This is a genomic window from Streptococcus sp. 23.2 (assembly GCF_016648665.1).
Taxonomy (GTDB): Bacteria; Bacillota; Bacilli; order Lactobacillales; family Streptococcaceae; genus Streptococcus; species Streptococcus salivarius_E.
This window is the reverse complement of the sequence record NZ_JACLQJ010000015.1, coordinates 1-26516: the sequence shown is the minus strand read 5'-3', so window position 1 is coordinate 26516 and position 26516 is coordinate 1. Positions and strand designations below refer to the sequence as shown.

At 37.4% G+C, this 26516-nt stretch carries 29 protein-coding genes and 3 pseudogenes; 22 read left to right on the top strand and 10 right to left on the bottom strand.

Annotated features, from left to right (window positions below):
- Positions 1–72: 72 nt before the first annotated feature.
- From H7T98_RS08235 to H7T98_RS08215, 5 genes are all read right to left on the bottom strand, one after another.
- The gene (locus H7T98_RS08235) at positions 73–1290 is read right to left on the bottom strand and encodes a tyrosine-type recombinase/integrase (RefSeq protein ID WP_045768738.1); all 1218 of its coding nucleotides are present in this window, start codon (positions 1288–1290) and stop codon (positions 73–75) included.
- 70 nt (positions 1291–1360) lie between these two features.
- A complete protein-coding gene (locus tag H7T98_RS08230; protein ID WP_045768737.1) occupies positions 1361–1621 on the bottom strand; it encodes a helix-turn-helix domain-containing protein in 261 nt (86 codons plus the stop codon).
- A 59-nt stretch (positions 1622–1680) separates the two neighbouring features.
- Positions 1681–2709, bottom strand: coding sequence for a replication initiation factor domain-containing protein (locus H7T98_RS08225; RefSeq protein ID WP_201061652.1), 1029 nt, complete (start codon positions 2707–2709; stop codon positions 1681–1683).
- Between the two features lie 2 nt (positions 2710–2711).
- Complete coding sequence (locus tag H7T98_RS08220) at positions 2712–3134, bottom strand: hypothetical protein (protein WP_045768735.1); 423 nt, start codon at positions 3132–3134, stop codon at positions 2712–2714.
- Between the two features lie 278 nt (positions 3135–3412).
- Positions 3413–3856 (bottom strand): hypothetical protein, encoded by a 444-nt coding sequence (locus H7T98_RS08215; RefSeq protein ID WP_155124138.1) that lies wholly within the window; start codon positions 3854–3856, stop codon positions 3413–3415.
- A gap of 158 nt (positions 3857–4014) precedes the next feature.
- On the opposite strand from H7T98_RS08215, the pseudogene H7T98_RS10265 reads away from it, so the two are divergent.
- Positions 4015–4356 (top strand): annotated as a pseudogene (locus H7T98_RS10265) (helix-turn-helix domain-containing protein); the annotation flags it as partial.
- A gap of 602 nt (positions 4357–4958) precedes the next feature.
- Here H7T98_RS10265 and H7T98_RS08205 read toward each other — a convergent pair.
- Complete coding sequence (locus H7T98_RS08205) at positions 4959–5321, bottom strand: MerR family transcriptional regulator (RefSeq protein WP_201061648.1); 363 nt, start codon at positions 5319–5321, stop codon at positions 4959–4961.
- Between the two features lie 286 nt (positions 5322–5607).
- Between H7T98_RS08205 and H7T98_RS08200 the strand changes: the two genes are divergently transcribed.
- Entirely contained in the window at positions 5608–6363 is a 756-nt protein-coding gene (locus H7T98_RS08200) for an SDR family NAD(P)-dependent oxidoreductase (RefSeq protein WP_201061646.1), read from the top strand.
- 192 nt (positions 6364–6555) lie between these two features.
- Here the strand turns inward: H7T98_RS08200 and H7T98_RS08195 are convergent, their stop codons facing one another.
- Together H7T98_RS08195 and H7T98_RS08190 are read right to left on the bottom strand one after the other, a co-directional pair.
- Positions 6556–7167 carry a Fic/DOC family protein gene (locus H7T98_RS08195; RefSeq protein ID WP_155124136.1) on the bottom strand — a complete coding sequence of 204 codons (612 nt, stop codon included), beginning with the start codon at positions 7165–7167 and terminating at the stop codon, positions 6556–6558.
- The gene (locus H7T98_RS08190) at positions 7160–7348 is read right to left on the bottom strand and encodes a hypothetical protein (protein WP_014713950.1); all 189 of its coding nucleotides are present in this window, start codon (positions 7346–7348) and stop codon (positions 7160–7162) included. The genes H7T98_RS08195 and H7T98_RS08190 overlap by 8 nt, the downstream gene beginning before the upstream one ends.
- A gap of 136 nt (positions 7349–7484) precedes the next feature.
- Between H7T98_RS08190 and H7T98_RS08185 the strand changes: the two genes are divergently transcribed.
- On the top strand, positions 7485–7985 hold the full coding sequence (locus tag H7T98_RS08185) for a hypothetical protein (protein WP_021144854.1): 501 nt from the start codon (positions 7485–7487) through the stop codon (positions 7983–7985).
- Between the two features lie 335 nt (positions 7986–8320).
- On the opposite strand, the gene H7T98_RS08180 is transcribed toward H7T98_RS08185, so the two are convergent.
- Together H7T98_RS08180 and H7T98_RS08175 are read right to left on the bottom strand one after the other, a co-directional pair.
- Positions 8321–8542, bottom strand: coding sequence for a tyrosine-type recombinase/integrase (locus H7T98_RS08180; protein ID WP_201043268.1), 222 nt, complete (start codon positions 8540–8542; stop codon positions 8321–8323).
- 244 nt (positions 8543–8786) lie between these two features.
- Positions 8787–9395, bottom strand: coding sequence for a DUF1269 domain-containing protein (locus H7T98_RS08175; RefSeq protein WP_195950897.1), 609 nt, complete (start codon positions 9393–9395; stop codon positions 8787–8789).
- Positions 9396–9744: 349 nt separating this feature from the next.
- On the opposite strand from H7T98_RS08175, the pseudogene H7T98_RS08170 reads away from it, so the two are divergent.
- From H7T98_RS08170 to H7T98_RS08080, 19 genes and pseudogenes are all read left to right on the top strand, one after another.
- Positions 9745–9888, top strand: a pseudogene (locus tag H7T98_RS08170) (IS982 family transposase); the annotation flags it as partial.
- 3 nt (positions 9889–9891) lie between these two features.
- Positions 9892–10224, top strand: a pseudogene (locus H7T98_RS08165) (diacylglycerol kinase family lipid kinase); the annotation flags it as partial.
- A 416-nt stretch (positions 10225–10640) separates the two neighbouring features.
- Positions 10641–11222, top strand: a complete 582-nt coding sequence (locus H7T98_RS08160; RefSeq protein ID WP_201036582.1) for a hypothetical protein — start codon at positions 10641–10643, stop codon at positions 11220–11222.
- A 3-nt stretch (positions 11223–11225) separates the two neighbouring features.
- On the top strand, positions 11226–11435 hold the full coding sequence (locus H7T98_RS08155) for a helix-turn-helix transcriptional regulator (RefSeq protein ID WP_002886384.1): 210 nt from the start codon (positions 11226–11228) through the stop codon (positions 11433–11435).
- A gap of 691 nt (positions 11436–12126) precedes the next feature.
- Entirely contained in the window at positions 12127–12543 is a 417-nt protein-coding gene (locus H7T98_RS08150) for an LPKTxAVK-anchored surface protein (protein WP_021143454.1), read from the top strand.
- A gap of 87 nt (positions 12544–12630) precedes the next feature.
- A complete protein-coding gene (gene srtB, locus H7T98_RS08145; protein ID WP_002889691.1) occupies positions 12631–13467 on the top strand; it encodes a class B sortase, LPKTxAVK-specific in 837 nt (278 codons plus the stop codon).
- A gap of 165 nt (positions 13468–13632) precedes the next feature.
- Positions 13633–14850, top strand: coding sequence for a CapA family protein (locus H7T98_RS08140; RefSeq protein WP_021143455.1), 1218 nt, complete (start codon positions 13633–13635; stop codon positions 14848–14850).
- A gap of 320 nt (positions 14851–15170) precedes the next feature.
- Complete coding sequence (locus H7T98_RS08135) at positions 15171–15437, top strand: ACT domain-containing protein (protein ID WP_021143456.1); 267 nt, start codon at positions 15171–15173, stop codon at positions 15435–15437.
- 17 nt (positions 15438–15454) lie between these two features.
- Complete coding sequence (locus H7T98_RS08130) at positions 15455–16792, top strand: PFL family protein (protein WP_037604034.1); 1338 nt, start codon at positions 15455–15457, stop codon at positions 16790–16792.
- A 115-nt stretch (positions 16793–16907) separates the two neighbouring features.
- Positions 16908–17612 (top strand): histidine phosphatase family protein, encoded by a 705-nt coding sequence (locus H7T98_RS08125; protein WP_175060990.1) that lies wholly within the window; start codon positions 16908–16910, stop codon positions 17610–17612.
- Positions 17599–18396, top strand: a complete 798-nt coding sequence (locus tag H7T98_RS08120; RefSeq protein ID WP_021143459.1) for a M15 family metallopeptidase — start codon at positions 17599–17601, stop codon at positions 18394–18396. Before H7T98_RS08125 ends, H7T98_RS08120 begins: the two co-directional genes overlap by 14 nt.
- Positions 18393–18974, top strand: coding sequence for a glycoside hydrolase family 73 protein (locus tag H7T98_RS08115; RefSeq protein WP_173018429.1), 582 nt, complete (start codon positions 18393–18395; stop codon positions 18972–18974). Before H7T98_RS08120 ends, H7T98_RS08115 begins: the two co-directional genes overlap by 4 nt.
- A gap of 193 nt (positions 18975–19167) precedes the next feature.
- Positions 19168–20202: a heat-inducible transcriptional repressor HrcA gene (hrcA, locus tag H7T98_RS08110; RefSeq protein ID WP_004182170.1), complete on the top strand. Its 1035-nt coding sequence runs from the start codon at positions 19168–19170 to the stop codon at positions 20200–20202.
- Between the two features lie 38 nt (positions 20203–20240).
- On the top strand, positions 20241–20765 hold the full coding sequence (grpE, locus tag H7T98_RS08105) for a nucleotide exchange factor GrpE (RefSeq protein WP_002886396.1): 525 nt from the start codon (positions 20241–20243) through the stop codon (positions 20763–20765).
- Between the two features lie 85 nt (positions 20766–20850).
- Complete coding sequence (gene dnaK / locus H7T98_RS08100) at positions 20851–22674, top strand: molecular chaperone DnaK (RefSeq protein WP_014633800.1); 1824 nt, start codon at positions 20851–20853, stop codon at positions 22672–22674.
- Positions 22675–23027: 353 nt separating this feature from the next.
- Complete coding sequence (gene dnaJ, locus H7T98_RS08095; protein WP_002886399.1) at positions 23028–24161, top strand: molecular chaperone DnaJ; 1134 nt, start codon at positions 23028–23030, stop codon at positions 24159–24161.
- A gap of 105 nt (positions 24162–24266) precedes the next feature.
- Entirely contained in the window at positions 24267–25013 is a 747-nt protein-coding gene (gene truA / locus H7T98_RS08090) for a tRNA pseudouridine(38-40) synthase TruA (protein ID WP_014633801.1), read from the top strand.
- On the top strand, positions 25006–25767 hold the full coding sequence (locus H7T98_RS08085) for a bifunctional hydroxymethylpyrimidine kinase/phosphomethylpyrimidine kinase (protein WP_014633802.1): 762 nt from the start codon (positions 25006–25008) through the stop codon (positions 25765–25767). The genes truA and H7T98_RS08085 overlap by 8 nt, the downstream gene beginning before the upstream one ends.
- Positions 25757–26230, top strand: coding sequence for an ECF transporter S component (locus H7T98_RS08080; protein WP_175057368.1), 474 nt, complete (start codon positions 25757–25759; stop codon positions 26228–26230). The genes H7T98_RS08085 and H7T98_RS08080 overlap by 11 nt, the downstream gene beginning before the upstream one ends.
- The last annotated feature ends 286 nt before the right edge of the window (positions 26231–26516 follow it).

Here is a 26516-nt window from a genome sequence, read left to right as displayed (position 1 = left end):
TTCACACCATGGGGTGTTTTTTGATGTTTTTTTGGCAAAATTCACACCACTTTTCACACCAAATTCACACCATTACTTTTTAAGGTTACGGTAGGCAATTTCACCAACAGCCATTGGTATGACATTTGAAGTGTTGACATAGGTCTTAGTTGTGAGAGTATCGCTATGCGTTAGAGCTTCTGAAATGTCCTCTAGTGATGTGCCAAATTGTTTGGCAAGAGTTGCACCCGTATGACGTAATTTATGAGGTGTGGCGTGTGTTAGTTCCTTATGACGGCGTTCGACTGACTTCATCTTATTATTAAGATAATCAGCGTGTAAGGGACTATTAACATTCCCTTTTGTATCAATATAAGTAAAAACATACTGTTCATCAGATTGGATAATATTGAATTTTGCCAATTCCAATTTTTGTTGTTTTTTCCAAGCACAGAGTAAATCAGTTAGTTCAATAGGAATATGGAAAGTTGTCCTTTTATTTCCCTTAGTTGATTTTGGATTTTTATACTTGTCCAAGGCTTTCACTAACTGAATTTCTTGTTTCTTTAGGTTAATGTGTTTCCATTGCAAAGCGTAACTTTCGGATTTCCTATCTCCTAAGAAAAAAGTTGTATAGAATAACACATAATCTTTGAATAGTAGCTTGTCGTTTTCTAAATCTTCTTCAAAAGCGGTGAACCATGCTTGAAGTTCTGATTGTGACAGATATAAATCTTCATCATTTTTACTCTCTTGTAGTTTTATTTTTTTAGTTGCCTTAATACGGCTAATTGTTTTAGAGAGACGATTAGTTTCGATATATTCCAATTCCTCAGCCCAATCAAAAATAGAATTAACGTAACTTCTAATGACTTTAAAGTTTGCATATTCTTCTGCCTTTTGTGTTAAAAGATTCAAGATAACCTGTTTATTTTGATTGAGAAAATCAATGGAATAATTACCAAGCAAGGGTAGGATATGTTTTCTAAAGACAATTTCGGTACCGTCAATAGTAGCTTGTGAAGGTGGTTTTGTGGTAGATGTTGTTTGACCTGCTTTATAGGATTCCCACCAAACATTGTGATAAAAATCGGAAAAGAGGATTGAGCCATTTGTTTCCAATGAGGTTGATTCTCCGCTTAAAATTTTATCAATCTTGTTTTGTAATTCAAGTTCGTATTTTTTAGCCTCACTCCTTAGTTTGAAACGTTTTTCAATCACTTTTTTATTAATTCCCAATGAGGATTTGACTTCTTCTGGGACATAGATACGTAAGCGATAAGTTCCGTTTTTAGTTTTTGTAATTGACATAGTATTCTCCTTTTTTGAATTGAGCTAGAAAAATACCGTGGCTTCATTATATCAGACCACGGTTAGAATGCTACTGATTTTGTAACCAGTAATTAAGTTCGGTTTTATCAAAGCGGACAGTTTTTCCAACTCGAATAACTGGTAATCCCTTTTTTATCCAAGAATCAAGCGTATTATTGGCAATTCCTAGATACTTACAAGCTTGTTGCTTGTTCAAGAATGGACTTTCAATGTTGTTACTATCCAATTTATTTTTTATTTCATTTTCTATAAGTCGGCTAATTAACAGTTGTAGCTGATGAATTTGTTCGTCTGGTAAAATCACTTGCATAGCCTCTTTTGTCCTTTCATGATATAATGTTAGTAGTTATTATTTCTAAGGCGATTTGTTTACGGCAAGTCGTCTTTTTGTATGCCCCAAGTCCCGGAACTCTGGTGTTCACGGACATATTGGTCAATCTCCTTTTCATCGCTGTTAGTAAATTTCGATAGTCCCAATTTTAAGAGGTCTTGGAGAAATTGGTTAGCTTCTTCAAGTGTGGTTGCCTCGTACTTAGCCACATAGAGCTTGGCTAAGGTCTTTGAGACTTGTTTTTCCGTCCATTGTTCCGATTGTCTAAGTGTTGGCTTGGTGCGTTCAATACTCAATCGTGTTTTAGTTTCCGTCTGGAGGTAGTCCAGCCACCATTTAACAGGTTGACGTCTGCGTTTGTTGGTATCCCTGTCATTAGGTCTGACAAAGCGGTAGTGTCCGTTGATTGCCTCAAAGTAAATGGCTGTCAGAGGTCTTTTAAGAACCATTTGCTGGGCGATAATATTGGCTTTGCCTTGCCAACAACGGAGCTCCGCCCTGACCCAAGAATGGGTCCCATCAATGACTTTACCTTTTCCTTTTTGTTCCATGAGTTTGTTATAAACACACCATTGTTGGCTTCCTCGTGCGCCTATGGTGACGGTCTCGCCAATCCGTTCCCCTGTTTCAAGGACTGACCGCTCGTGATAGTCCATGTGTTGGGCTCTGGTGATACACAATCCCCGTTTACAGTAAGCATAGAGAGTTTGAACCGATAAGGCATTATCGTAGATGTCATTAGCAATATCAATTCGGGTAAAGTTAACCTGATAGCGGTAAAGGCGTGTGACTAGAGCTACCCAGTTGTTAGCGTTACCCGCCATAAATTCCTCATATTGGCGACAGCCTTGTCCTTTTAGTTCCAGATAGACCCCCATATTATCTAAGGCTTGGTTAAAGTAAACTTTGATGTCTGAACAGGCATAGTGGCGTTGATACTTATTTATTCCCCAAGCATTCAGTGCAAACTGATCTTGGGGAATAAGGAGTATCTCTTCTAACACCTCCTCTGGTGAAACATCTTTAACGGTTACAGCGAAGTAGTCAATCCTTACGCTGTTGTCCATGCTTAGTCACCAGTCATTTTAAGGTCATTTGCCACTAGTTTTACACCAGACCAGTTGCTACGAGTCATGTTCCACATGAGACGGACTTGAGGATTGACGAGTTCAACGGTCTTATCAAGTAAACCGTCGTTTTCTGCCAGTTTCGTGATTTTGTCGAGGTTGTCATGAATTTCAAGCGTAATCGCTTTGAGTTCTTCAATGGCAATGTTCATTTCTTTTAACACTTTGATTTTATCCGCATCTTGAACGCTACAAACTAGTTTGGATGGTTCGTCTGTTCGGACTTGTTCGCCGTTTACCTCTTGATACTTATAACTCATACGAGCAGAAAGTACCACTACTTTTTTAGGAAGCATGAATTGACTTTTATCAAGGTTCAATTCGCCAAGTTTAAGTGTTGTGTCAGTTAGTGTTAAGTTTGTCATCATATTCTCCTTTGTGTTTTTTAAAGTAGTTATCTTTTCTAAACGTACGCAGAATTAGTTTTGAACCTTACTCTCCCAAGGGATTTCAGCGAAAACTTCAACTGATTGGCTTTAACCTCAGACGTATCAAGGGGTTAGCCCTACTTTCGTGTACGTTCGTACCCCCTATTAGTAGTGGGGCACTTATTTTAATGGCAAGTCTCGCCCGTTTCGAGCCCCTACCGCCTTGTGGGCTACCGTGTTGACCACTCGCCCACAGCGTTGGTGCTGTACCGTGCTCACTTCCCAAACAACTTTTTCTTCCTTGATTTCTCCAAATTTTCAATCTGTTCACTTAACTGTTCCATACGAATAGCTAATGCTTGTTCCTGTTGTGTTAAGTTGGTTACTCTTTGACTTAATTTCTTTAGTTGAAAGGTTAAGCGATTAATTTTTTGGTTAATGGATAAAGGGGAAGCTCTACTGGGGACATAAGCTTTTAGGATTGCCCTATCAAGTCCAAGACTTCCTTTAGTATCTGCAATTTGTTGGAGCTTTTCAATATCATCAGTGGTAAAGAGGAAGACTTTGCTATAAGAACGTTTCCCTGTTTGTATCCTATCTTCTTGAAAGGTATGTCCTGTTAAGTGTTCAATCTTTAAACGCCACTTTTTTAGCGTAGAGACTGAATTTAAACCTGAAACTTGTTTTATTGTTTGATGATAGTCAAAGTAATTAGTCATGTATTCTCCTTTAACTTAAATTTATTTTATATATTTAAAACTTATTTTTACTATTTATATCTATATTATATATCCTTTTTATTATATGTCAAGTATTTTGTTGAAAAATAAGTTTTAAATTGTTAAAATAAATAACAACCAAAACAAAGGAGCTACCTATGACTTATATGATTCATAATTTCGCTTTTAATCTTTCTCGACTTCGTAAGGAAAAAGGGATCAGTCAGACAGAATTGGCGGAAAAACTAAATATTGGAAAACAATCGATTTCTGATTACGAAAAAAGCAAAAGCTATCCAACTTTTGCGACCTTAGATAAAATAGCGGACTTTTTTAAAGCAACACCAGTACAACTTTTTGGGACAAGTCAAGATATTGAACTGGAAAAAGCTGTTCTTAAAACAGATGAATACACAGAAAAGGCTAATAATATCATACAAGCAGTTAAATCTTTTGATGAGTTAGCTCATCAAATAGAAAAATATAATAGTATAGAAGGTTATACTAGTGATACGATTAATAATTTAGCATTTCTATTAAAGAGAGTCCCTATCATATCTCCCAAAACCGACCATCAGCTTTATAAACATATTCCTAGTGGTAAGCTAGTTGAGGCAGAAGATAAAGATGATATTGAAAGTAACTATGAACTTGCTTTTGAACCTAGTGCATTATCTAGATTGCAGTATATGAGTGATGATGAGTTAGCCATAATTGACAAACTGATTTATTTAACTCAAGGTAAACCAATACTTAATAAAGATGGGGAAACATTGACTAGTATTGGTAATGGTAAATACGTTGTAGCAGAGAATGGTGATGAAATTGCCCGTGAAAAATCACCTCTACAGTTATTGTTAGAAAACGAGAGTAAATTAAATAATCTTCTTTAATTTATATGACTAAATTAAAGAAGATTAAAATGTAAAGACTGATGTGAGTGATAATACCTTAAAAATGGAAATGAAAAAAATAAGTATGAATAATTCTATTTTTGCTGATTTGTATTAATTTTTAGGAAAATAAGAGTAAATAGCATAATAAAAAGGGATTGAAAATAAAATTTCAATCCCTTTTTTGGATAAAGACAATAATAATGGTGCTAATTAGGATTAATACCTAAATAAGTTTTAATTTTCTTTTCAAGAAAATCAATATGTTGGTTAATTTCAGTTTGTTGCTTATGAAGTTCATCAAGTTGAAAAAATAGTAGTCTAAGTCGTTGAGGAATTGTGGAGTCTCCTTTATATCTTAGGTCAGCGTATTCTTGCATATTTTTAATAGACATTCCCGTCTTTTTTAATCTAATAATGAATTGAGTCCACGCTATATCAGAGTCATCATAGTATCTACGATTATTTTCTTCTCTGTGTGAGTAAATCAATTTTTCTTGCTCATAGTATCGAAGTGTGGGGATAGAAAGTCCAGTTTTTTCAGCAAATTCTCCAATAGAATAGTGAGCCATAATATTTCCCCTCCTTTTTTTTAATTATTTTAGCATAATTTTTAAAAAAATCAAAAAAAAATTTCAGTTTTCTCTTGACATAAAGTGCACTTTACTATGTAAAATACATAGCATCAAAGGAATTTGATATAAAGCTAGGAGAGGAGGTAATACCATATAGACGAAAAATTGGTTTGAAGGAATAGAGAGCTCCAGAGGGGCTTAGTGATAAGGCTGTCAAGAACCTTGATGGGAGCAGCGACTCTTATAAAAAATGCAAATAGCAATCTGTAAAGGAGAAAATAGTTTGGAACAAACGAAGAATTATACTTGTATTACTGGAGCCAGTGCTGGTATAGGAGCGGAGACAGCAAGACAATTTGCAAAATTAGGAATGAATCTTATTTTAATTGCTCGGCGTCAAGAACGACTAGAAAAATTGAAGCAAGAGATTTTGAACCATTATCCGGATTTAGATGTTGTTATTAAAGTTGTTGATTTATCGAAGTCCAGTAATGTTTTTGAACTTTATGAAAGCTTGAAAAAATATCACATTACTACTCTAATAAATAATGCAGGTTTTGGAAATTATGATAAGGTTGAATATCAAGATTTAGAAAAGATAATAACATTAATCCATCTAAACATTGAAGCTTTAACAATTCTATCAACTCTATATGTGAGAGATTATAAAGATTGTAAAGGCGCTCAATTGATTAACTTATCATCTAGAGGCGGATACATGATGGTTCCAAATGCAGTTACATACTGTGCAAGTAAATTTTATGTCAGTGCTTTTACAGAAGGCTTGGCATTGGAACTAGAGGCAAATCAACATCAATTAAAAGCTAAGGTTTTAGCTCCAGCTGCCACAAAAACGGAATTCGGTCAAGTTGCTACAGATTCGAAAGAATACAATTATGATGAGCATTTTGCTAAATATCACACAAGTGAAGAGATGGCACAATTTTTGATGGAATTATATCAAAGTGACAAAGTTGTTGGTTTAGTTGATGTTACAAATTTTGAATTTCATCTTAGTGGACCACTACTTAATCATTAATTATTTTAATAAATAGAGATAATATGTATTGAATAATAATAGTTGCAGCCATTTTATGACAAGAAAAAAGCTTCTGAAATGTTAGATTTCAGAAGCTTTTTGTCTATCTATTATGATTTAAACCTTGGTAAGTTATAATTTTCTGTGATATTTAGGATATTTAAAAATATAGAAGTATTTTTGTAGACTAATTTACAATTTTTCCAGTATTTTACCAAGTAGTTCTTCTAACTTTCCTAAATCTCCATAGACTGTTCCGTCCATATAAAGATTGTAAACCTCGTCATCTTGCTCCACACGTATTTGTGCAGAATAACCTTTTGATAGTGCTAAGGAACGAATAACTTCTCGTTGAGTTCGTCCATTCCCTTCTCGAAAGGGATGGAAATAATTAAGATTATCAAGAATTTTTGCTAATTGTTTAATAATTTTATTTTTTGAATTAGCAGTTTGATAATAGGTATGAATAAGATGGTTGATATAGTCTTGGGCAGTACTGAAAGATTGTATTGGCATAAAGGGATTCCCGCTTTTTGAGATATTCACCTTGCGATATTGTCCCGCCCAAGCATAGACATCTTGAAATAAATATTTATGAATGGCTAAAATATCACTAATGGAGTAGACTTCTATGGTTTTCAAGCGCAAGTCTGCAAGCCTTCTAGTAACGAATAAATGCTCATTCCGGTAGGCTTCTTCAATATTTGTAATATTTTGTTTGTTGATTAAGACTGTAGAATTTGGATAGGTATATTGGTGATTGGGGTCAATGTACTCATAGCCTTCGTATTGATTTTTAACCAATATTCAATTCCTTTCGTCTGTTGATAACATAAGTTTTTAAATCAATCACATCTTGAACAGTAGGTTCATAATTTTCAATCATTGATGACCCAATGGCATACCAGACAGTATCAAAATCTGAAAAGTTATCAAAGGGAATCCCTAAAATTGTTAATTCTTCTTTATTTACATCAAGAGTCATGGCACACCTCCTTGTATAGAGTTATTCTTATTATACCATAAAATCGGTATTTTCACCTAAAGGATAGAGACTGTTATTAAAGTATGAATTTATGATAAAATAATTTTATCATAAAAAGAAATAGCAGGGGTGTAGCATGGAGGCATATATTACAGAAGCGTTAGTAAAAGCAGGGATTGAGTTGGGAACTCTAACATTTAAAGGAACAACAACACTAGTGAATAGTAAAATTCAATCATTAAAGGAAGAACGTAATGCTGATAAATTACGAAATACTTATGATGAAATTGTAAATGAGTTACTTTCGGAACGAGAACAGGCAATCAGAATTGCTCAGGCATATAAAGAAGAATATGAAAAAGTACATATTGATGATAAAGATATTGAGTATTTACACAACACTTTAGAACAGGTTATTTCTCTGCTATCTTCATTTACTAGTGTTGAAGATGGGAAAGAAGATTCAATGAAACAATTAGTTGCTTTACTTAATAAGGATACTTTAAAGACTATGCAATTATTGGGATTTAATTACAAGGAGGCAATAGGAGAACCTCTAACGGAGGTTTGCTCAAATGCTATAAGAAATAAATTAGGAGGTCTATCATCTAAGAAAAACGTACGTAACAAAAAATAATTTAACCAATGGTGTGAACTTTTAGTATTTATCAGCTCAATTCTTTGTAATTTTGGGGTAAAATTCACACCATTCAGATGAAATTAGTTGAGATTAATTGAAATAACGCTTTCAGAAAAGCGTAGAAATGCTTGATATTAAAGACTTTTGAAATTTAGTCAAACAAAAGTCGTTCAAACCAGGTCTTAAGAAAGCTCGTAAAGCATCACAATTCTCAAAACGTTAATCAATACGATTATATCAACGTTTACAGACATTCAAGAATTATTTCTTGGATGTCTTTTTTGTTTCAAAAAATCAAAGTTCACCCCAAAATTCACCCCATATTCACCCCATCAATTTTTTAAACTACGAAAAGCAATATCACCTACAGTCTGATTGACTTTATCTTTGATATTAACGTAAGTTTTTGTAATCTCTTTATTACTATGAGTAAGAGCTTCTGAGAAGGCTTCAAGAGAAACACCTGCTTGTTTAGCAAGAGTAGCACCAGTATGTCTTAGTTTGTGTGGTGATGCTGGTGCTAGTTCAGGATGCCTGCGTCTGACTGATTTCATCTTGATAAAACTTAAAATCTTTCTAATTATAACAAAGCATAGTCAAAAAGCTATGACCTCTATATTCACAAAAAAATCCAGACCAATACTAGTCCAGATTTCTTGTCTATTAAACATTCTTTTCAAAGAATGGAAGAACGGCTGTAACGGCTTTGTCAACGCAATTATTTAACTGTGAGAATCCGACGCACATAAATTTTAAATGGCGTCTCAGTCACATTTAAATTTATGAGACGCTTAGACGTTAGGCTTTCAATTTATCAAATTTTGATTTGATGTTTGCCTTGAACTCTTCAATTTTGGCCTTGCGCTCTGCTTTACGTTCAGCCTTCATTTGCGCACGCGCTTGGTTGTAGAGGTCTTCTTGGACTTGCAGGGCTGCTTCAACTTCAGCTACGACGGTTGCCACATCCCAACGCAAGATTTGGGTGTCGTACTTGGTGAAGTAAGCATCGATGACTGCTTCGTTGTTTTCTTGCACCAAGGCGACAACGGCTGTTTCGCCGTCGGTCAATTTTTGAGACACAACGTCAATCAAGCCAGCTTCTGTCGTGTCAACGGTGTCACCAACAGCCAGACCATAGAGGCTACCAAAACTATAGCCAAACAAGACACCGATGGGACCACCTAAAAGGCCGACAACAGCACCGACCAAGCCACCCTTTAAGGCTCCATTCGTCGATGAGTCTTCAAAATCATAGCGCTCTTTTTCAACGATATGACTGTTTTCATTCTTGACCAGAGCGATTTGAGCAACCTTGGTTGTCGGAGTTTGGCGGAAAGCCTTCAAATCCGCAAAGGACTGATAAGCTTCGCTTTCGGTGTTAAAGATTGAAATTACCAAGTTTTCCATAGTCAGTACCTCTTTTCTAAATATACACGTACATTTTAACACAGTTTCAATCACTTTTCAATCATTTTAGTGCGACATTTTAATTGATATGTCGCGTTTATCAGCGTCAAAGAACAGTTTCAGTAGCGGTATATCTTTGCCATATCCCAGCCCAGACACTCTGGAGACTCTGAGTGACTATCAAGAAAGATGTCCATCAGATTCTTAAAGCCTCCCGTGCAAAAAGTAAATAAATAGTGTTTTTCCTGTATGCCTGTCACACGGCTAAAAGACCGCTTGACCAAATCTTCCAGAAAATTATAGCAGATATTATGTACCAGCTCTGTGTAGTGAGTCTGATGAGCGTGCCGAATCACAACGACACTTTTATAGAATCTGCCAACTGTTTCCTTATGGTCGAATCCTTGAAAGAAGTCGCTTTATTCGTCGGTCAAGACAATTAATTTGGCTGGTGCAACTGATTCGCCAAGCTATGAACAAGCAATTATTACCTTTTGAAAGCGAAAATGGCAATTATGAAGGTGAAGCTACTCAGGTCTTAGTTCTTCTATCTAATTACTATGCAGACAAAAAACTATTTGATGAAAATACAGATGGATATGGAAATATCTTGATTTTAAAGGATGCATCCATCATTTCTAAATTATCGGCTATCCCAGATTTATTAAAAGGGGATCTAGTAGATAACAATAATATCGAATATATCAAAGCACGCAATATTTGGATTTCTTCAGAGGTTGAGTTAGAGTCAGATGTTGATGGGGATAAGTCGGATAATCTGCCAGTAGATATAAAAATACTAGAAAACAGGCTTGAAAAAGGCTCGTAAAGCTAGCCAGTTCTCTAAACGTTAATTCGTTGCTGGACAGCAGAATACAAACGAAAACACTTTGCATCTTGCAAGGTGTTTTTTTCTATGAGAACTGGCGGTGCGCAATTAGGATAGCTCTAGCGACTTTAGTCGCATAGAGATATGCTATGCACAGTTGCCCCAAGAAAACAAGCGAAGCGATGTTTGATTGGATGGCAACCACTGCACTCAAAACGTTAATCAACACGATTATATCAACGTTTCAAAGCACTCACAGGTTTGCCCTATGGGTGCTTTTTTGTATAGATTTCTGAAAAATTGTTCAAAATCTTACTAGAGTTTTGTCTTCATCTTGAAATTCTGACAACAATGTGATATATTTATAACAGATAAGGTGTGATGTATTTATAACATGATGAAAGAAGGTGACGAAAATGAAAATGTCGAAGAACTTAAAGATAATCCTTTATATCGCTAGCGTGCTTATTGTCGTATGTTTAGTTTTATTGCTGGGGAATCACCTACCGATTCTAGCGAAAGGTGCTATTATGACGACGGCTTGGCTTCCTTCGTATTTGGTTTGTACGATGGTATCGGTCCTCTCAAAATCAACCTATCAAAAGAAAGAAAAAAACATGTTTGGGATTACTGCAAAATTATATACAGTGCTTGTACTTCTCTCGTCCTCGATCTATACTATTGGAGTTTGGCTGCTAACTCCTGGTTCTTTGATTAAGAATATAATGTTAGGAATTGGATTAAGTATTCAATTGTTATTAATGTTTTACTTCTTATTCAAGAGAATTAATGAAGAACCCGATGAACGATTTTATAGAAATATTGCAAAGTCCTCTTCCATTTTGTTTACAATAGCAATCTTTATATTATTGGGAATGGCAACCTTGATAGCTGTCTGTAAAGTTTTCGTTTTGAATGCTGGATTCCTTTATATTTTGGTGGCTTTTTTACTCTTATTATTTGCCATTACTTACTTTATCACTGAAAAAAGGGGATGATATATGGCGAAAGAAAGTAAAATAAAGACTAACTTGAAAGAAGTAAGGGAAGCTTATGGTATGACTCAACAAGATTTAGCAGATCAAGTAGGAATACGGAGAGAAACGATTGTTCACTTAGAAAATAACCGCTACAACCCTTCGTTGGAAATGGCTTTAAAAATAGCACAAGTCTTTAATAAACAAGTGGAAGAACTATTTCGTCTGAAATAAGAGAAGTAAAACAATCCAATTGATTTGTGTATTAGTTTTTTGGAGACTTGTTATTCTGAGAAGAGGTCTTGGTAAGAGGGAGTGTTTTCAAAGGAATTTTCTTGACTTCACCTTAGTTGAAACGCATTCAAAAATAAGATAATAGTTTATTTTTCAAGCATTTTAACCCAATAATAGAACTTTTTAGGCCGAAATATTTTCAAAAATGCTAATGTTTCTCTAATCTATTCAATTTTGAGGTCTTGCATATTATGTAGTTATCATACAAAAGCGCTCAGAGTGAATGAGTACATTCATTTGAAAGATGATATTGTTATATACTTCAAACATATTATCAGTAAAGGGTTTTATACGTCTATTAAATATCTCTTGATTTTTGGCCAAAAAACTTCACATAATAATGAATGTATATTTTACAAATTATGCTTTTATATATGATTTAAATTTGTATTTAAACTTAGCAGAGGACATAATAAATTACCTAAAATAACATTAAAATTAAAAATAATTAATTATTACTATTTGGTAACAGACTTCAAAAACCCTTTGTTTGTAGGAATTGTAGGATATATTAAAAATTTAAAAAAGTTTTTAAAAATTGTTGACATATCTCTAGATAGTGTTATAATCTATAGATGTCAGGGAGGTCCTGATACTAAATATATAATAATCCATTAGAGGAGAAACAATTATGAAAAAAGTATTGCTTACATCAGCTGCAGTTCTTGCAGTATTCGCTTCATCAGCAGCGGTTTTCGCTAACGACGGTAACGTTCACACTGGAAACCTTGATAACAAAACTGAAGCAACTGGTGGTGACTTCTTCACAAACAACGAAGGTGGTCTTACTCAAGCTGCTAAAGATGGTCTTAACAACGTTGATGCAGATTCAACTAAACAAAAATTTGAAGATGCTGGTGAACACATCGAACCAAAACGTGACGCTAACGGAAACATCATCAAAGATGAATTTGTAGTTACTGATAAAGCTAATGCTAACAAAGACGCTAAAGAAGAAGCTAAAGCTGTTAAAGCTGCAGAACAAAAAGCTCCAGCAGCAGCTAAAGCTGACGCTAAAGCTCTTCCAAACACAGCAGCAGTTAAATAATTAACTGTTATTGCTAAAAAAGAATATCACTGGAGCTTATGCTTCGGTGATATTTTTCTATGGATAAAGAAAAGGATTTGACATTTCATGAGTAATCACAATCGTAAATCTAATGGATCTCGCAATAAACTGATTGCTGGAATTTCTGCCGTAGTAATTGCTGCTTTGGCTATCTTCCTTGGCTTCCAGTTTATGTCTCCAACAGCATCATCCTCTAATGGTGTTAAGAGTGTTTTAACGACTAAAAAAGCAAACACTTATAAAGTTTCAGATGAGGAGAAAGCTTACCTCAAAAATAAATTTGATGGTCTTGAGGCGACAAACCCTGATACTATCGCTTATGTCTATGCACCAGGGACTAAATTGGATGAGCCGGTTGTTCAAACAACGGACAATTCAACCTATTTAGATAAAACATTCGATGGAGGAAACGTTCCATATTTGGGAACTGTCTTCATGGATACAGACAATAAGAAAGATTTCAGTGATCGTTTGACTTGGCTCTTCGGCCATGCTCGAGGCAGTAAGGTTGCTGATAGTCGTATGTTCAACGATGTTAACTACTATAGTGATCAGTCGTTCTTTGATAAACACAAATATGTTGTTATTGAGACGCCTCAACGTAAGTACTATTATGAAGCGCTTGCTATGGTAATTGTGCCTGAAGACACAGCTTTCTATCGTACATCATTTGAAAGCGATAAAGACTTTAAACAACAGTTGGATATTATCTATGATCAAGCAAGTGTTAAAAACAAGGATTTGAAGGTTAGTGCTTCAGATAAATACCTCGTTCTTTCGACTTGTCGTGAGGAAGATGAAACGATTCGTGCCAATCTCTACTTACGTCAAATTCCAGACTCTGAAATGTCTGATTTTGTAGCTAAACATGGTAAAGATTTGGAATACACACCAACACGCTAATCATTAACAGAACTCTACTTCAGTATGAAGTAGAGTTTTTATCTTGTCTAAGAAAACTGATTTTTTCAATCGTCGTGGAATTGAGATGTAACCGTTTATTAATCTTTTTTATCATCAATGGATAAGTTTTTTTGGTACACTAGAAGTATGAAAAAGGAGAGTATTATGAAACAGAGCCAGGCTAAAAAGCGTGACAATGCGATGACTAATAAGATTCTGATGGGGTTGATTGCTCTTGTCTTAGGTTTGCTTTTTCTTGAGATTTTAATTGTTCATAGTAAGAACGAACAGCAAAAGAATGCCTCGAACCAAGTACAGACAGCACGTATCATGGCTAATGGGGACTTGCTCTATCATGACGGTCTCTATATGAGTGCCCTGCAGGCAGATGGTAGCTATGATTTCACGGAGAATTTTACTTATGTGAAGCCGTGGTTAAAGCAGGCTGATTTGGTTTTGGGTGATTTTGAGGGAACTATCAATCCTGATTATCCTTTGTCAGGCTATCCTCTGTTTAATGCTCCTCAATCAGTGATTGCAGCTATTAAGGATGCTGGCTATGATGTTATGGATTTGGCTCATAATCATATCTTGGATTCTGGTTTAGAGGGAGCTTTTACAACAGCTGATGCTTTTAAAAAAGTAGGAATTGATCCTGTTGGTGTTTATGAAAAGCCGGTGCGTGATAAGGCACCACTCCTCATCAAGAATGTTAATGGTATCAAGGTTGCAATACTTTCCTATGCTTATGGTTACAATGGCCTAGAGTCGAACTTAACGGATAAAGAGGTTGCAGACCACTTATCGAATTTGGATGAAAAACGTATGAAAGCTGAGATTCAGCGTGCAGAAAAAGAAGCAGATATCACGGTTATCATGCCTCAGATGGGTGTTGAGTATCGTTTGGAACCGACAGATGAACAGGTTAAACTCTATCATAAGATGATTGATTGGGGTGCCGATATTATCTTTGGAGGTCATCCTCATGTGGTTGAGCCTTCAGAGGTGGTTAAAAAGGATGGGCAGCAAAAACTTATTATTTACTCAATGGGAAATTTTATCTCTAACCAGCGCATAGAGACTATGGATGGTGTGGATAGTGCAGAGTGGACAGAGAGGGGTGTCTTAATGGATGTGACCCTTGAGAAAAAGAATGGTCAAACCACGATTAAGACGGCTCAAGCACATCCGACTTGGGTTAACCGTACGCCTAAAGGAACAACTTCGCCAGAGGGGTATCCTTTGTATACTTACCAAACTTATATTTTAGAGGATTTCATTAAAGGTGGTAAATATAGAAATAAACTAGATGAAGAGACCAAAGAACGTATCGATACTGCCTATAAAGAAATGAATGCCCATGTTAATTTAAAATGGAAATAAAGCTAAGATATCGCCTAAATTTGGCGGTATTTTTTGTTTATCGACAAGTTATCCACAGACTTATCCACAGTTGTGGATAAGTCTGTCAACTGTGTTGAATATTGATTTTTCAAGGTTTTAAAAAAAGGAAATTATTTAGGTTGTGAACAAGTTTATCCACAAGTAGTTAGGTCAAAGAGAGGATTTTTCATAAACGATAATGATTAAATATTGCTGAAACATTCGTCTTTTTCAAGAAAAAAGAGGCAATTTTCATAAAAAATAGCATTTTTAATCAAAATATGCTAAAATTATACAAAATAAAATGATGGAGGCTTCTCATGAAAGCAATTATTACAGTTGTAGGTAAGGATAAAGCGGGTATTGTTGCAGGTGTTGCGACTAAGGTTGCAGAACTTGGTTTGAATATTGATGATATTACTCAAACAGTCCTTGATGAATTCTTTACCATGATGGCGGTTGTATCATCGGAAGATAAGAAAGATTTTACACACCTACGTGCTGAATTGGAAGCCTTTGGTGAGTCATTGAACGTTAAAATCAACATCCAAAGTTCAGCGATTTTTGATGCGATGCACAACTTGTAAGATAGGAGTAGCTTAAAATGGATATTAAACAGGTCACAGAAACCATTGCCATGATTGAGGAACAGAATTTTGATGTTCGTACCATTACCATGGGAATCTCACTCCTAGACTGTATCGATTCAGATATCGATAAGGCAGCTGAAAAAGTATATAACAAGATTGTATCTAAGGCTAAGGATTTGGTAACTGTTGGCGACGAGATTGCGGCTGAACTTGGTATTCCGATTGTTAATAAACGTGTATCTGTTACTCCGATTTCAATCATCGGTGCGGCAACAGATGCTACAGACTATGTACCTTTTGCGAAGGCGCTTGACCGAGCAGCTAAGGAAATCGGCGTTAACTTTATTGGTGGTTTCTCTGCGCTCGTTCAAAAGGGTTACCAAAAAGGTGATGAGATTCTTATCAATTCTATTCCACGTGCGCTTGCTGAGACTGATTTTGTCTGTTCGTCTGTCAACATTGGTTCAACAAAGACTGGTATTAACATGACAGCAGTACGTGACATGGGGCGTATCATCAAAGAGGCTTCTCAGGAAGATCCAATGGGTCCAGGTAAGTTGGTTGTCTTTGCCAATGCGGTTGAAGATAATCCATTTATGGCAGGTGCCTTCCACGGTGTTGGTGAGGCTGATGTTGTAATCAATGTTGGGGTTTCAGGTCCTGGTGTTGTGCAACGTGCAGTTGAGAAAGTTCCAGGCGAAAGTTTCGATGTTTTAGCTGAAACAGTTAAGAAGACTGCCTTCAAAATCACACGTGTTGGTCAGTTGGTTGGTCAAATGGCCAGTGAACGTCTTGGTGTCGAGTTCGGTATTGTGGATTTGTCTCTTGCGCCAACACCAGCAGTTGGTGATTCAGTAGCCCGTGTCCTTGAAGCGATGGGTCTTGAAGTTGTTGGTACGCATGGTACTACTGCAGCTCTAGCCCTTCTTAATGACCAAGTTAAAAAAGGTGGTATCATGGCATGTAACCAAGTTGGTGGTTTGTCAGGTGCCTTTATTCCAGTTTCTGAAGATGAGGGTATGATTGCGGCTGTTAAATCTGGTCATATCAACCTTGAAAAATTGGAAGCTATGACAGCCATCTGTTCTGTTGGTCTAGACATGATTGCTATTCCTGCTGATACGCCAGATACTACAATCGCGGCCATGATTGCTGATGAAGCGGCTATCGGTGTTATTAACCAGAAAACAACAGCTGTTCGTATTATTCCTTATGGTAAGGAAGGTGACATGCTGGAACTTGGAGGTCTTCTTGGGTATGCACCGGTAATGAAGGTAAACAAAGCTTCATCGGCTGACTTCATTGCGCGTGGTGGTCAAATCCCAGCTCCTGTTCACAGCTTTAAAAACTAAACGGATGATAAATGCTTTGCCAATTGGTAAGGCATTTTCTGATGGTCTCGCTGGCTAGATAGTCGAGGGGATTTGTGCTATAATGAATTCAAAAATGACGGAAAGAAGGGGCACTATGAGTAAGGTTAAGTTGTATATTGCAAGACACGGCAAAACCATGTTTAACACCATTGGTCGTGCACAAGGTTGGTCTGATAGCCCTTTGACCCCATTCGGTGAAGAAGGTATTCGTGAATTGGGGGTAGGTCTGAAAGCAGCAGGTATTCCTTTTAAAGCTGCATATTCTAGTGATTCAGGTCGAACGATTCAAACTATGGATATCATTTTGCGTGAGACGGGTTTAGAAACTATTCCCTATAAACGTGACAAACGTATTCGTGAGTGGTGTTTTGGTAGTTTAGATGGTGGCTATGATGGTGAACTTTTCTACGGTGTGCTACCGAGAACAGATGCTTTTCAAGGTAAGGATTTGCATGAGGTAACTTATCCTGAACTTGCACAAGGTATCCTTGATGTGGATACGGCTGGTTGGGCAGAGTCTTGGGAAGTGCTCAGAAAACGTATTTTAGAAGGGTTTACAGCTATTGCTGAGGATCTTGATAGGTCTGGTGGTGGTAATGCTATCGTTGTTAGTCACGGTATGACCATCGCAACTTTTGCATGGTTAATTGATCCTTCTGTCGAGCATCCTTCATTGGACAACGGTTCGGTTACTGTTGTTGTTTATGAAAATGGTAAATTTACATTAGAAGCACTTGGCGATATGACTTATCGTCAGGTTGGGCGAGAGATAATAGAAAAAGAAAATGGTAAAAAATAACTATCCAAGTCGCCGTCAGGCGAAAAAGCAAACCAACTGGTTTTTGGTTATCAGTAGTGTCTTGATTGCAGTCCTTTTAGTTGCAGCAGGACTTTATTCTGTATTTGGTGTCAATCGTACGGTTCAACAAACCAATAGATCGTCGGTAATAAAAGGTAGTAAGCAAGCTACCGATGTGACTCAAAGCAAGGATACAAAGGGACTACCTGATGTATCGCCTAAAGACTGGGAATTGCTTTTGGTAAATCGAGATAATAAGTCTAAAGAACTTAATCCTGAGATTGTTGATGTCGATGGTGTTTCTGTAGATGCGAGAATTGCTAAGAATGTTAAGGAGTTTTTAGCAGCTGCTCAAGAAATTGATCCAAGTTACCACTTGATATCAGGTTATCGTAGTGTTGCTTATCAGACAGAACTTTATAACAGTTATGTTCAGCAGGAAATGGCTGCTGACCCAAGTTTGACGGAGTCTCAGGCGGAGAAAAAGGTTCAAACCTATTCACAACCACCAGGAGCGAGTGAACACCAGACGGGTCTTGCGATTGATATGAGTACTGTAGATAGCTTAAATGAAGCAGATCCAGATACAGTAGCTAAAGTCAAAGAGTTGGCGCCGAAATATGGCTTTGTTCTTCGTTTTCCAGATGGTAAAACATCATCAACTGGTGTAGGCTACGAGGATTGGCATTTCCGCTATGTTGGTAAAGAGTCGGCAGAGTATATGACTGAACATAATCTTACTTTGGAGGAATATTTGGCATTATTAAAGGAGAAAGCTAAGTGAGACGACGTTTTAAACTAAAAGCCTTCATTACCTTAGTTGTTGTTTTTGCTTTAGGTATTCTCTTACCTTTGATTCTTCATGCCTCTACAGATGATAATGCTCGTGCGGTAAAGGTTGCTTACACACAGCAAGAATTTATTGAGACCTTAGCTCCAACAGCTCAAAAGATGTCTAAAAACTATGGTGTACCTGCGTCTATTCTCCTTAGTCAAGCTGCATATGAGTCAAATTATGGTAGCAGTCTTTTATCTGTTAAATATCATAACATCTACAGTCTCCCTGCTCAGCCAGGTCAAGAACGTATTCGTTTAAAGGATAGTATCTACAGTAAAGGGAAGTGGCAATACCAAAAGGTGGATTTTGCAGTTTTTAAGGATTGGTCAAGTTCTATGATGACTTATTTAGAAGGACTTCGCCAAGGAACATGGGGCGAGTCGACCTATAAAGAGGTGGCAGGAACGACTAGTTATAAAGTTGCGGCAGAAAAACTACAAGCTGCGGGTTTTAGCAGTGATCCGGATTATGCCAAACACCTCATATCTATTATTGAGACCTATCATTTGTCAAAATATGATTGATAAGATTAGAGTGCCTCTGAGGTGCTCTTTTTTTGCTTTTCTAGGTCTTAAGATGTATTTTTAGCACTCTTATAAAAAGAGTGCTAATTTTTTTGGTTTTTTGGGTTGACATGTTCAAGTTTAGGTGTATAATAGAATCATAAGTTAGCAGTCGATGTGTTAGAGTGCTAATAAATAGAAATGAGGTGACATCGTGATTACGCAAAGGCAAAACACTATTTTGAATTTGATAGTTGAGATGTTCACTCGTACACATGAACCGGTTGGTTCTAAAGCATTACAAGAATCAATTGATTCGAGTTCAGCGACCATTCGTAATGACATGGCCAAGCTTGAAAAGATGGGCTATCTTGAAAAAGCTCATACTTCTAGTGGGCGTATGCCAAGTCGAGCAGGTTTCCAGTATTTCGTCGCTAATTCTTTGAATCTTGATACGATTGATGAACAAGATGTTTATCAAGTGGTTAAGGCCTTTGATTTTGAAGCCTTTAAACTTGAAGATATCTTAGATGCAGCGGCGAAGCTGCTGGCAGAAATGACAGGATGTACAGCAGTGATTCAAGATGTGGAACCGACACGACAACGTCTGACTGGATTTGACATTGTTCATCTATCCAATCACGACGCTTTAGCGGTTCTGACTCTAGATGAATCTAAGCCTGTGACAGTTCAGTTTGCTATTCCAAAAAATTTCTTGTCTAGTGATTTGGAAATTCTTCATAAGCTTGTTCAAGAACGTTTTTTGGGAAACACTGTCTTAGATATCCATTACCGATTGAGAACTGAGATTCCTCAGATTGTGCAAAAGTATTTCAAAATAACAGATAATGTTCTAGATTTGTTTGATTATATCTTTTCACAACTTTTTAAGGAATTGATTTTCATCGAAGGTAAGGTTGCATCACTGACTTATGCCGACTTAAAAACCTATCAATTTTTGGACAATCCACAACATGTGGCACTTGAGCTTCGATCAGCTATCTCCGATGATGAAGTGACCAAGATTTCGGTTGCAGAATCAACTGAAGAAGCGCTTGAAAATGTCACAGTTATGAGTCATAAATTCCTGATTCCTTATCGTGGAATGGCACTCATGCATGTGATTGGCCCAGTTGAAATGGATTATCGTCGCATGGTTAGTTTGGTCAATGTTATTAGTAGAGTTTTGGTTATGAAGTTGACGGATTATTACCGTTACCTCAATAGTAACCATTATGAAGTTAGCTAAAATATAACATTTAAAAAGTATAGAAAGAGGTGTATGCCTTGACTGAAGATATTAAAAAAGAAGAAGTGAAAGAAGAGGAAGCTACGGAGACAACTGAAGAAGTTGTAGAGGAAGTAAGCGAACCTTCTGAACTTGAAGAAGCCCAAGCGCGTGCCGAAGAATTTGAAAACAAATACCTTCGTGCCCATGCAGAAATGCAAAACATTCAGCGACGTGCAAATGAAGAACGTCAACAATTGCAAAAGTATCGTAGCCAAGATTTGGCAAAAGCGATTTTGCCATCACTTGATAACCTTGAACGTGCTCTTGCCGTTGAGGGCTTGACTGATGATGTCAAAAAAGGTTTGGAAATGGTGCAAGAAAGTTTAGTGCATGCTCTTAAAGAGGAAGGAATTGAAGAAATTCCAGCTGATGGTGATTTCGATCATAACTTCCACATGGCTATTCAAACAATGCCTGCAGATGATGAACATCCAGCAGACACGATTGCACAAGTTTTCCAAAAAGGGTATAAACTCCACGAACGCGTCTTACGCCCAGCTATGGTAGTTGTATATAATTAATTGAAAACTTGTCCGAAATGACAGAAAACTATGAATGAAAGATAAAAAAGCAAAATAGAAATTAAAGTAAAAAGGGGAAAAACATATGTCTAAAATCATTGGTATTGACTTAGGTACAACAAACTCAGCAGTAGCAGTTCTTGAAGGAACTGAATCAAAAATTATCGCAAACCCAGAAGGTAACCGCACAACTCCATCTGTTGTGTCATTCAAAAACGGTGAAATCATCGTTGGTGACGCTGCAAAACGTCAAGCAGTAACAAACCCAGATACAATCATCTCTATCAAATCTAAGATGGGTACTTCTGAAAAAGTTTCTGCAAACGGTAAAGAATACACACCACAAGAGATTTCAGCTATGATTCTTCAATACTTGAAAGGTTATGCTGAAGATTACCTTGGTGAAAAAGTAACTAAAGCAGTTATCACAGTTCCTGCTTACTTCAACGATGCACAACGTCAAGCAACAAAAGACGCTGGTAAAATCGCTGGTCTTGAAGTAGAACGTATCGTCAACGAACCAACAGCAGCAGCCCTTGCTTATGGTTTGGATAAGACTGATAAAGAAGAAAAAATCTTGGTATTCGACCTTGGTGGTGGTACATTCGACGTATCTATCCTTGAACTTGGTGACGGTGTCTTTGACGTATTGGCCACTGCAGGGGATAACAAACTCGGTGGTGATGACTTTGACCAAAAAATCATCGACCACATGGTTGAAGAATTCAAGAAAGAAAATGGAATCGACTTGTCAACAGACAAGATGGCTCTTCAACGTTTGAAAGACGCAGCAGAAAAAGCTAAGAAAGACCTTTCAGGTGTCACTTCAACACAAATCAGCTTGCCATTCATCACTGCCGGTGAGGCTGGACCTCTTCACTTGGAAATGACATTGACTCGTGCGAAATTCGATGATTTGACTCGTGACCTTGTAGAACGTACGAAAACTCCAGTTCGTCAAGCCCTTTCAGATGCAGGTTTGAGCTTGTCAGATATTGACGAAGTTATCCTTGTCGGTGGTTCAACTCGTATCCCTGCCGTTGTAGAAGCTGTTAAAGCTGAAACTGGTAAAGAACCAAACAAATCAGTTAACCCTGATGAAGTAGTTGCCATGGGTGCTGCTATCCAAGGTGGTGTTATTACTGGTGATGTCAAAGACGTTGTCCTTCTTGATGTAACTCCATTGTCACTTGGTATCGAAACAATGGGTGGAGTGTTCACAAAACTTATTGACCGCAACACTACTATTCCAACATCTAAATCACAAGTCTTCTCAACTGCAGCAGACAACCAACCAGCCGTTGATATCCATGTTCTTCAAGGGGAACGCCCAATGGCAGCAGATAACAAGACTCTTGGACGCTTCCAATTGACTGATATCCCAGCTGCACCTCGTGGTATCCCACAAATCGAAGTTACTTTCGATATTGATAAGAACGGTATCGTATCTGTTAAAGCTAAAGACCTTGGAACTCAAAAAGAACAAACAATTGTCATCCAATCTAACTCTGGTTTGACAGACGAAGAAATTGAAAAGATGATGAAAGATGCTGAAGCAAATGCTGAAGCAGATGCAAAACGTAAAGAAGAAGTAGATCTTCGTAACGAAGTTGACCAAGCTATCTTTGCGACTGAAAAAACAATCAAAGAAACAGAAGGTAAAGGCTTCGACACAGAACGTGATGCTGCTCAATCAGCTCTTGATGACCTTAAGAAAGCTCAAGAATCAGGCAATCTTGATGATATGAAGGCTAAATTGGAAGCTCTTAACGAAAAAGCTCAAGCTCTTGCAGTTAAACTTTACGAACAAGCTGCAGCAGCACAACAAGCTCAAGCAGGAGCAGAAGGTGCACAAACAGCAGATAACCCAGGCGACGATGTCGTAGACGGAGAGTTTACTGAAAAATAAGATGTAAAGTCCATTAAAACCTCACAGTGAAAATAGGAAGATTTCTCTTTTTCACCAAGAGGTTAGGGCGTGCTCAGTTCGGTAAGGTGTTGAGCTTAGCTAGTAAATGATAAAAAGAAATCCAGAGGTTGCAAACCAGCCTCTGTTTTTCGCTAAAATAAGTGAAGTGAATATAAGATATAGTTTTACTTCGTATCGTAACAAATATAAAATAGAAAGGAACAAAGAGTGTTCGTCGTTGAACACGGGCTATGGATTAAGCAAAAAAGATAGTTGGTTTCAAGGGACTAGGTGTTCATCTTCAAAACTATTACTTTGGCTTTCTCCATTAGATGCCCTTTGTATCTAAAATTATGAACAATACCGAATATTACGATCGTCTTGGGGTATCTAAGGATGCCTCTCAAGATGAAATTAAACGTGCCTATCGTAAGATGTCTAAGAAATACCACCCAGACATTAATAAAGAACCGGGTGCGGAAGAAAAATATAAAGAGGTTCAAGAGGCCTACGAAACTTTAAGTGATGACCAAAAACGTGCAGCCTATGACCAATACGGACCAGATGGTGCGAATGGTTTTGGTGGTCAAGGAGGCTTTGGTGGCTTCGATGGTGGTGCAGGCTTTGGTGGCTTTGAGGATATCTTCTCTAGCTTCTTTGGTGGTGGTGCTACTCGTAACCCGAATGCTCCACGTCAAGGTGATGATCTTCAGTACCGTGTCAACCTAAGCTTCGAAGAGGCGATTTTTGGTGCCGAAAAAGAAGTTCACTACAATCGTGAAGCAACATGTAAGACATGTTCGGGATCTGGTGCAAAACCTGGCACAAGCCCTGTAACTTGTGGTCGCTGTCATGGTCAAGGAGTTATCAATGTTGATACGCAAACACCACTTGGTATGATGCGTCGTCAAGTAACCTGTGATGTCTGTCATGGAACAGGTCAAGAAATTAAAGAGCCATGTCAAACTTGTCATGGAACAGGACATGAAAAACAAAGTCATAAAGTATCTGTCAAGATTCCAGCAGGTGTTGAAACAGGTCAACAAATTCGTCTTGCGGGTCAAGGTGAAGCTGGTTTCAATGGTGGTCCTTATGGAGACCTCTTTGTAATCATCAATGTTAATCCAAGCGATAAATTTACTCGTGATGGTTCAACAATTTACTATACACTTAACATTTCCTTTGTCCAAGCAGCTCTTGGTGATACTGTCGAAGTACCAACAGTTCATGGAAATGTTGAGATGACCATTCCAGCAGGAACTCAAACAGGCAAAACTTTCCGTCTAAAAGGAAAGGGTGCTCCACGTCTTCGTGGAGGTTCACAAGGAGACCAACACGTTACAGTTAAGATTGTAACTCCTACGAAGCTAAACGATGCTCAAAAAGAAGCTCTCCTTGCATTCGCCAAGGCAAGTGGAGATGAAAAAATCGCACCACAGAAAAAAGGTTTCTTCAATAAAGTAAAGGATGCCTTAGAAGATTTATAAAGGAAGGACGCTGAAGGCGTCTTTTTCTTTATTTCGAAAACTGTATGGGGTCACTTGACAATCGACCTACTTTTTATCCTTGAAAAAATCTGATATGATAATTTTATGGTTAGATACAAAGCGACAATTTCCTATGATGGTACACTTTTCTCAGGTTTTCAAAGACAACCAAATGCACGTTCTATTCAAGAAGAGCTTGAAAAGACTCTTTTACGGTTAAATAGCGGTACACCTGTCACCGTTCATGGAGCGGGGCGTACAGATGCAGGTGTTCATGCCTATGGACAAGTTATCCACTTCGACTTGCCCCAGGAGCGGGATCCAGAGAAGTTACGTTTTGGTTTAGATACGCAATGTCCAGATGATATTGATGTTGTTAGTATTGAACTTGTATCAGAAGAATTTCATGCACGATACAATAAACATAGTAAAACTTATGAGTTTCTAGTAGATGCAGGGCGACCTAAGAACCCTATGATGCGTAATTATGCGACCCACTATCCCTACCCTCTAAGTTTAGCACCTATGCAGGAGGCCGCTAAGGATTTGGTCGGTACACATGATTTTACAGGCTTCACAGCTTCAGGAACTTCTGTAGAAAATAAAGTACGCACAATTACACAAGCTAGTGTATCTATCGATGAGAAAACTGGATTTTATATCTTTACTTTTTCTGGCAATGGTTTTCTCTATAAGCAAGTTAGAAATATGGTCGGTACCTTGTTGAAGATTGGCAATGGTCGCATGCCTGTTTCGCAAGTTAAGACAGTGTTGGAAAGTCGTAATCGTAATCTCGCAGGACCAACGGCAGCAGGAAATGGGTTATATTTGAAGGAGATAAGATATGAGTGATGAATTGATTTTAGCGATTTCGGGGAATGATATTTTTAGTGGTGGCGGACTTCATGCAGATTTAGCGACGTTTACCACAAATAAACAGCATGGATTTGTGGCTCTTACCTGTCTGACAGCTATGACTGAGAATGGTTTTGAGGTCATTCCGGTTGATACTAATGTTTTTAAACAACAACTTGACTCACTAAAAGATGTCCCATTCTCAGCAATAAAAATTGGTTTGTTGCCTAACGTTGAAATCGCAGAATTAACGTTGGATTTTGTTAAAAAACATTCTGATATTCCAATTGTCTTGGATCCCGTTTTAGTATGTAAGGAGACTCATGACGTTGAAGTTTCTCAACTACGTGATGAATTGGTTAAATTTTTCCCTTATACCACGGTTATCACTCCGAACTTACCTGAAGTCGAACTGCTTATAGATAGAAAGGTTAAGACTCTTGATGACATGAAGCATGCGGCTAGCTATCTCAATGAATTAGGTGCTAAGACTGTCGTTGTCAAAGGTGGAAATCGCTTGGATGGTAATAAAGCGATAGATGTCTTTTATGATGGAACAGATTACAAATTGTTTGAAGAAGCTGTGCTAGACAAAAACAATACCGGTGCAGGATGTACATTTGCTTCAAGTATAGCTAGTGAATTAGTCAAAGGCTGTTCAGAAACTGAAGCTGTAGCAAATGCTAAAGCCTTCGTTTATGAATCAATTAAACAATCAAATGAATTTGGAGTAGTTCAATATGCAAAATAAGAAAACAAAAGAGCTAACATTATTAGCTGTCTTAACGGCTTTATCAGTGACCTTTGGATTCGTAGCTAAAATTCCGACTCCAACAGGGCTTTTAACTTTGGTAGATGCAGGAATCTACTTCACAGCCTTCTATCTTGGGAAGAAAGAGGGGGCAATTGTGGGCGGATTGTCTGCTTTTCTGATAGATCTGCTATCATCTGCTCCGCAATGGATGTTTATCAGTTTGTTAATACATGGTGCACAAGGTTATTTTGCTGGCTTAAAAGGGAGCTATCGTATCCTAGGCCTTCTGATTGCAGCAGTTGTGATGGTGGGTGGCTATGCACTTGCTTCAGTATTTATGTATGGAACAGGAGCTTCAATCGCAGAAGTAATTCCTAATTTCTGCCAGAATGCTCTTGGCGTAGTTGTTGGATGGGTATTGTATCAAGGATTCAAAAAAGTTCAGTCTAAAAAAGGTTAATAACATTACTAAACCCTATTGACAAGAACTAAATTGGGTGATAAGATATAAAAGTTGTCTTAACTGACTTGCCACAAACTTGAAAAGGTTCCAAAACTTTAAAAAAGTTATTGACAAGACAGGTCAGAGATGATATTATAAATAAGCTGTTTCGCGAGAGACAGCAGACACGAGAAGTGAAAAAAACTTCAAAAAAAGTGTTGACAAGGCATTCTAGATTTGCTAGAATATAGAAGTTGTCTTAAGAGAGACAAAGACCTTTGAGAACTGAATAAGAAACCAAGTG

Coding starts and splice junctions, on each gene's coding strand:
- H7T98_RS08235 (WP_045768738.1), bottom strand. CDS start 1,290: ATGTCAATTACAAAAACTAAAAACGGAACTTATCGCTTACGTATCTAT.
- H7T98_RS08230 (WP_045768737.1), bottom strand. CDS start 1,621: ATGCAAGTGATTTTACCAGACGAACAAATTCATCAGCTACAACTGTTA.
- H7T98_RS08225 (WP_201061652.1), bottom strand. CDS start 2,709: ATGGACAACAGCGTAAGGATTGACTACTTCGCTGTAACCGTTAAAGAT.
- H7T98_RS08220 (WP_045768735.1), bottom strand. CDS start 3,134: ATGACAAACTTAACACTAACTGACACAACACTTAAACTTGGCGAATTG.
- H7T98_RS08215 (WP_155124138.1), bottom strand. CDS start 3,856: ATGACTAATTACTTTGACTATCATCAAACAATAAAACAAGTTTCAGGT.
- H7T98_RS08205 (WP_201061648.1), bottom strand. CDS start 5,321: ATGGCTCACTATTCTATTGGAGAATTTGCTGAAAAAACTGGACTTTCT.
- H7T98_RS08190 (WP_014713950.1), bottom strand. CDS start 7,348: ATGACTCTTGATGTAAATAAAGAAGAATTAACAATTTTAGGGATTCCC.
- H7T98_RS08185 (WP_021144854.1), top strand. CDS start 7,485: ATGGAGGCATATATTACAGAAGCGTTAGTAAAAGCAGGGATTGAGTTG.
- H7T98_RS08180 (WP_201043268.1), bottom strand. CDS start 8,542: ATGAAATCAGTCAGACGCAGGCATCCTGAACTAGCACCAGCATCACCA.
- H7T98_RS08175 (WP_195950897.1), bottom strand. CDS start 9,395: ATGGAAAACTTGGTAATTTCAATCTTTAACACCGAAAGCGAAGCTTAT.
- H7T98_RS08160 (WP_201036582.1), top strand. CDS start 10,641: ATGAAAATGTCGAAGAACTTAAAGATAATCCTTTATATCGCTAGCGTG.
- H7T98_RS08155 (WP_002886384.1), top strand. CDS start 11,226: ATGGCGAAAGAAAGTAAAATAAAGACTAACTTGAAAGAAGTAAGGGAA.
- H7T98_RS08150 (WP_021143454.1), top strand. CDS start 12,127: ATGAAAAAAGTATTGCTTACATCAGCTGCAGTTCTTGCAGTATTCGCT.
- srtB (WP_002889691.1), top strand. CDS start 12,631: ATGAGTAATCACAATCGTAAATCTAATGGATCTCGCAATAAACTGATT.
- H7T98_RS08140 (WP_021143455.1), top strand. CDS start 13,633: ATGAAACAGAGCCAGGCTAAAAAGCGTGACAATGCGATGACTAATAAG.
- H7T98_RS08135 (WP_021143456.1), top strand. CDS start 15,171: ATGAAAGCAATTATTACAGTTGTAGGTAAGGATAAAGCGGGTATTGTT.
- H7T98_RS08130 (WP_037604034.1), top strand. CDS start 15,455: ATGGATATTAAACAGGTCACAGAAACCATTGCCATGATTGAGGAACAG.
- H7T98_RS08125 (WP_175060990.1), top strand. CDS start 16,908: ATGAGTAAGGTTAAGTTGTATATTGCAAGACACGGCAAAACCATGTTT.
- H7T98_RS08120 (WP_021143459.1), top strand. CDS start 17,599: ATGGTAAAAAATAACTATCCAAGTCGCCGTCAGGCGAAAAAGCAAACC.
- dnaK (WP_014633800.1), top strand. CDS start 20,851: ATGTCTAAAATCATTGGTATTGACTTAGGTACAACAAACTCAGCAGTA.
- dnaJ (WP_002886399.1), top strand. CDS start 23,028: ATGAACAATACCGAATATTACGATCGTCTTGGGGTATCTAAGGATGCC.
- truA (WP_014633801.1), top strand. CDS start 24,267: ATGGTTAGATACAAAGCGACAATTTCCTATGATGGTACACTTTTCTCA.
- H7T98_RS08085 (WP_014633802.1), top strand. CDS start 25,006: ATGAGTGATGAATTGATTTTAGCGATTTCGGGGAATGATATTTTTAGT.
- H7T98_RS08080 (WP_175057368.1), top strand. CDS start 25,757: ATGCAAAATAAGAAAACAAAAGAGCTAACATTATTAGCTGTCTTAACG.